The following is a 5,730-nucleotide window of genomic DNA, read 5'->3' on the forward strand; positions in this document are numbered from 1 at the left end:
AATAAGCCTTCTACTATCAGTGGGATCATACCCTATTTAAAAGAACTGAATATCTACCACAATGAGGTAAACTGGAACTTAAACAAACAGCTACCGGTTTATGGGATCAGGATGGGACTTGGATTTCCGGATCTGGCTACCTATGAATCTATTTTTGAGAAACTGAGTCAATACTTAAGTCCTCAAAATAAGGTTTCAAAAGCGGTTGCAGACCATAAATTGTTCTAATTTTTGAAAGGTGAAAGCAGAACATTGTAACAAATCTTCCTGCCTCACCTCTAAAATTTATGCTGACATTTATCAACTTTCAAAAAAAATATCAGGACAATACAGTTTTAAACATTCCAGATTTCAATGTAGATCCCGGGATCTACTGGTTAAAAGGGGGTAATGGCACGGGAAAGAGCACTTTACTGAAATCTTTAGCAGGCCTTATTCACTTTGATGGAGACATTCTACTGAATAAACAGATTAACCTGAAAAAGAACCCGAGAAGCTATAGAAGGCTGGTAAATTTTGCAGAAGCAGAGCCTGTTTTTCCTGAATTTCTTACCGGAAATGAGCTGGTTACCATGTTTGCCGATGCGAAAGAGGCCGAATCTGGTCAGCAAAACCAGTACTTAGAAAGTATGGACATGCTGGCTTATATAGATCAACCTATAGGTACCTATTCCAGTGGTATGCTTAAAAAACTGTCGCTTACCCTTGCATTTCTGGGCAAACCCCAATTGATCTTGTTAGATGAACCACTGATAACCGTAGATACCGCATCCCTGGAAATATTATACAAATGGATCACAGCACATTATAAACATTACGGGACTAATTTTATTCTGGCCTCACATCAACCTCTGGAAAATTCCGGGATCCCTGTTACGAGAGAAATTTTAATAGAAACTAAATCTCTTAAATTTATTTGATGCCGCTGTTAAACATCTTACTCAAAGGTTTCGCCTGGAGGTTTTACAAAGAAAACTCCGGCCTTTTGCTCTTCTTTTTTGTCAGCATTATCAGTTATTGTTTTTTTATAAAAACAGCAGGTGTTTATCGCCAGGAAGAGTCTGTTTTTTATCACTTAATGCTTATGATGACTTTCATCACCTCTCCTTTGGTGATGCTGATGGTATTCACTTTATGGCTGCTGTACACCATTAAAAGCTGGCAGTTTGTTGCGAGACAGTTAAAGCAGAATGAAAATTATTTCCTATTTTACAGCATAACATCCTACAGCTGGGCCAAACAGTTTAAGGCCTGGCTAATGACACAACTTGCCATCTCTCTTCCTTTAATTGGCTACTGGCTCTTTGCCTCCGTTCTGGGTATCATCTATCACTCCTGGCTTATACCACTTCTTACACTCCTTTACATATGTTTGCTGGCGCTCGTAAGTGCCAGGTTCTATGTCTTCCTGGTTAACCGTACTGAAAGGACTGGTACATCTTCTATACTCATTAGATTGAGCAGAAAACATACAAAACATTTTTCGACCCTGTTTATTTATCGCATTTTTGATCAGGGAAAGATCCTTTATGTACTTATAAAAGCACTTTCTCTTCTGGCCATGACCGCTTTATTCCGTCTATTCGCTGATGCCGAAAACCAGCAGATTGCTCCATTGATCATATTGAGCGTAACGACCATACACAGCTTTTTAATTTACCAGGAACAACAATTCCAGGAAAACCGGCTGCAATTACTTCGAAACCTGCCACTAAGCCGGATAAAATTGTTTTTCTCTTTTGCACTGGTTTACTTCGTCATCACTTTACCTGAAACACTCTGGCTTTTTTCGAAATTTCCATTTTTAGGGAGTTTAATGAGTTGTATTTTTGGTTTGAGCATCTCGTTTCTCTTCAGGAGTATTGTCCTGTTAACAGGAATGAATGTCTTCAAATACCTACTCTTGATCTTTTGCTTGTTTGTGTCTCTTTTTTACTTTATTTTACTCCTAAGATTTGAATATCTTAGCCTTATATGCCTCACCGTCTCCTTTTCGATCTATTATTTCAAATTTTACAAACCAAATTTATGACTCTGGCATCATTCCTGCTATAAAAGAATTACATCTATACTATGAAGATTAAAGGGAAGCATCTGCAAAGACACTTCCTTTTATTTTTTTGCCCCTTTCCATCTCCGTTCCTGAAATGGATACCATAACAAGGAATCGTGTAACGGCAGAAAGAACATCCACTTAAGTTTAAAAAGAAGATAACGACGGGGTAACAAGAACTTAACAATAAGCCCTTAGCTTTGCATTATAAATATCTGGTTAATATTTATAAGTTTAGGTTTAGTTGATAATAAAAAGCCATGATGGATGTCAGGGCTTTTTTTGTATATCTAATATACAAGGAATTATAAGGTCTTCCATCTGGAAACCACAAATATAACTTAGAATTAACACACTATTAACAATAAACCAGATCAACAATAAAACTCCGTCTATATTAAACGCTCCGGCTTCTTTGGCAGACACAAACAATATTGTTTACAAAAAACTGCAAAAATGTTTACATTAGAACCGCGTATGAAACGATCACTTATTTCCTGGAGCGCTCTTTTCGCATGTAACCTCATGTGGTCCCTTCAATTTACATCTATTAAATTGGTCCAGGATCAGGTGGGTGCTTTTAGCACCGTCTTTATCCCAATGCTCCTGTCTTCTGTTTTTATGCTGCCTTTTGTATACAAGGATGTAAAAGCGAATAAGAACAGAAAGTTCAGTGACTTGAAGATCTTTATATTACTGGCTATTGCAGGCCAGTTTCCTGCGCAGGTGCTCATGACATTTGGCACACAGCGGTCAACTGCCAGTACAACTTCTATTATTAATCTCACCCTACCTGTTGTTTCTGCCCTATTCGCAGTATGGTTGTTAAAAGAAAAAATGAACCCTCTACGCTGGGTTAGTTTTGCCATAGCCATTACCGGGGTAATTCTCTGCTCAATGAAAGATATGGCAGGTCTGACCCTGAACCTCCGCTACACCATTGGTAATCTGCTTATTTTCACCGGTGTATTGGGCAGTGGCCTTTACAATACCTTATGTAAAAAAATAGCTGCTGATTATACTGAAATTGAAATGCTTTTCTACACCTACATATTCATGGTCATCTTATTATTTCCATTGGTGTGGCATTATGAAGGCAGCATATGGAAAACCATTCCTGCTTTTACTTCAAAAACATGGATTGGGCTTGCCCTATTGACCGTTTTTCATAATTTTTTATCGATGATCCTCTTTTTTAAAGCATTAAAAAACCTGGAGGCGATACAAGTTGCATTATCAAATTTTCTGATCACTTTTTTCGGCCTCCCTATTGCCGTTTTGTTTCTCCACGAGAAGCTGAACCTCATGTCTTTAGCCGGTGGCCTGCTGGTATTAATCAGCACTATAGTAATAACCGTTTGGGAATACAAAAGGAAATCCATTGATAAAATTTCTGCTGATCGAATAAATAACCTTACCTATACCTCACATGAAAACTCCGTTACGTAGCCACCAATGGTTTTATGGGGCCAATGAGACAGGCCTGTTACACAGAGGCGCGCTACGTTCCAGCGGGATCGACATGGACCTTTATCACGGACAACCCATCATTGGCATTGCCAATACCTGGGCCGAACTCAACAATTGCAACATCAGCCTAAGGGAAGTAGCGGCTCAGGTAAAGCAAGGCATCTATGAAGCCGGCGGCATTCCACTGGAATTTCCAGTCATTACCCTTGGAGAAGAACTGATGAAGCCCAGCGCAATGTTGTGCAGAAATTTATTATCTATGGATGTTGAAGAAAATTTACGTGCTTATCCTTTAGATGGTGTGATTTTACTGGGCAACTGCGATAAAACAGTTCCCGGCTTACTTATGGGGGCAATTAGTGCCAATCTTCCAACCATACAACTCAATGCAGGACCTAAAAAAGTGGGCATACACAAGGGCAAGCGCCTGGGCAGCGGCACTGATCTTTGGAAATACTGGGACGAACTAAGAACTGGCACCATTGACCAGGAAGAATGGGAAAACATTGGCAGGAGTTTGAGTTGCGGAGCAGGGTCTTGTAATACGATGGGAACCGCCGCAACAATGAATGGCCTGCTGGAAGGATTGGGAATGATGCCCTTAGGTTTAAGCACGCTCCCTGTTGACAGCCTGGAAAGATCCTACTTATCTAAAGAGGCCGGAAAGCGTATTGTTGAAATGGTCCATGAAGACCTTAAGCCTTCTGACATCCTTACCTTAAATGCCTTTAAGAACGCGGCAGCACTGCTTATGGCTTTGGGGGGATCAACAAATGCCATGATACACCTTACTGCACTGGCAGGAAGATTAAATATATCATTATATCCAGATATCTTTAATAAAACAGCAGAGACAGTTCCATGTATTGTTAATGTACAGCCCGTTGGAACCCATCTAATTGATGAGTTCGATCAAGCGGGCGGCATTCCCGCAGTATTGAAAAACTTAGAACATCTTATTGACCCCTCCGTGCAAACCTACACTGGAAAAACGCTGGGTGAACTGACCCTCACCAACAAATCGCTCAACCAGAAGATCATAAAACCGCTTTCGGATGCGGTCAGCTATCTTCCTGCTATCGCCATCCTGACCGGCAATCTGGCACCAGATGGCGCTGTAATCAAGGTTGCTTCTGCTTCACCAGAACTCCTCAATCATAGCGGCCGTGCAATTGTATTCCATTCTTATGAGGATATGCTGGCCAGAATTGACGATCCGGATCTACCTGTCGAGGCCACAAGCGTCATGATTTTAAGAAATACAGGGCCTAAAGGTGTACCCGGAATGCCCGAATGGGGAATGATTCCCATTCCCAAAAAACTGCAGCTTAAAGGCGTTAAAGACATGGTGAGAATAAGTGATGCACGCATGAGCGGAACCAGCTTTGGTACAGTGATTCTACACGTTGCTCCTGAAGCTGCATTGGGAAGTCCATTGGCCCTGGTACAAGATGGAGATATGATTTCGATTGATATCGCCGCGAGGCAAATTAAACTTGAGCTCAGTGATCAGGAGCTTCAAACCAGACAACAGCACTGGAAACCCGCCGATCGTGTACATAAAAGAGGCTATCCGGCATTGTACATCAGAGAAGTCTTACAGGCCAACGAAGGCTGTGATTTTGACTTTTTGAAACCAAAAAATGAAGAAGAATTAATTTTTATCAGCCCAACAGTAGGCAGATCTTAATAGAATGAATATGCATCAGGAGAACGCAAAACCAGAAAACAAAAAAATGAAATCAGATTCACAGGCAGTTAAAGTCTATAATGAAATCAGGAGGATGATCCATTTGTACCTGCTGATGCCCAATACCCGGCTTAAAGAAGATGAATGGGCAAAAAAAATGGAGGTGAGCAGAATGGCCGTAAGGGAAGCTTTAAACCGCCTGTTGGGTGAACGTCTGGTTACATTCGGAGAAAAGGGAGGGTATTTCGTAACCTCCATTACCGAAGAAGACATTCACGAAATCCGGGAGTTGCGTGAAATTCTCGAAATAGGTGCGCTTCGGCTTTGCTTTAAAAAAATGAATAACGTACACCTTTCTAGGTTGCAAAAAATATGTGATGATTTCAGTTCTATGGTTGAACAAGGCTATTACAGTGGCGCCATGGAGGCAGACATGAAATTCCACGAAACCTTATTCGAAATTGCCGATAATGAGCGTTTGCACCATGCCTACCACACCAGTCATATTATGTTGTTT

The 5,730-nt window shown here is 40.8% G+C and carries 6 protein-coding genes; all 6 read left to right on the forward strand.

Going from position 1 to position 5,730, the window contains the following annotated elements:
* Positions 1-228, forward strand: a 228-nt coding sequence (locus tag VNZ46_RS22225) for a hypothetical protein (RefSeq protein WP_325562718.1), incomplete at its 5' end; no start/stop codon positions are given.
* 59 nt (positions 229-287) lie between these two features.
* Positions 288-920 (forward strand): ABC transporter ATP-binding protein, encoded by a 633-nt coding sequence (locus VNZ46_RS22230; RefSeq protein ID WP_325562720.1) that lies wholly within the window; start codon positions 288-290, stop codon positions 918-920.
* Complete coding sequence (locus VNZ46_RS22235) at positions 920-2,032, forward strand: hypothetical protein (RefSeq protein ID WP_325562722.1); 1,113 nt, start codon at positions 920-922, stop codon at positions 2,030-2,032. The genes VNZ46_RS22230 and VNZ46_RS22235 overlap by 1 nt, the downstream gene beginning before the upstream one ends.
* 498 nt (positions 2,033-2,530) lie before the next feature.
* On the forward strand, positions 2,531-3,502 hold the full coding sequence (locus VNZ46_RS22240; RefSeq protein WP_325562724.1) for a DMT family transporter: 972 nt from the start codon (positions 2,531-2,533) through the stop codon (positions 3,500-3,502).
* On the forward strand, positions 3,483-5,213 hold the full coding sequence (locus VNZ46_RS22245) for a dihydroxy-acid dehydratase (RefSeq protein ID WP_325562726.1): 1,731 nt from the start codon (positions 3,483-3,485) through the stop codon (positions 5,211-5,213). Before VNZ46_RS22240 ends, VNZ46_RS22245 begins: the two co-directional genes overlap by 20 nt.
* Positions 5,214-5,259: 46 nt before the next feature.
* Positions 5,260-5,730: GntR family transcriptional regulator (locus tag VNZ46_RS22250; RefSeq protein ID WP_325562728.1), on the forward strand; the 471-nt coding region annotated here is incomplete at its 3' end.

It is taken from the genome of Pedobacter sp., from assembly GCF_035566355.1.
Taxonomy (GTDB): Bacteria; Bacteroidota; Bacteroidia; order Sphingobacteriales; family Sphingobacteriaceae; genus Pedobacter.

Bases quoted from the DNA above. Each gene is read 5' to 3' on its own strand.
- VNZ46_RS22230 (WP_325562720.1), top strand. From the start codon at position 288: ATGCTGACATTTATCAACTTTCAAAAAAAATATCAGGACAATACAGTT.
- VNZ46_RS22235 (WP_325562722.1), top strand. From the start codon at position 920: ATGCCGCTGTTAAACATCTTACTCAAAGGTTTCGCCTGGAGGTTTTAC.
- VNZ46_RS22240 (WP_325562724.1), top strand. From the start codon at position 2,531: ATGAAACGATCACTTATTTCCTGGAGCGCTCTTTTCGCATGTAACCTC.
- VNZ46_RS22245 (WP_325562726.1), top strand. From the start codon at position 3,483: ATGAAAACTCCGTTACGTAGCCACCAATGGTTTTATGGGGCCAATGAG.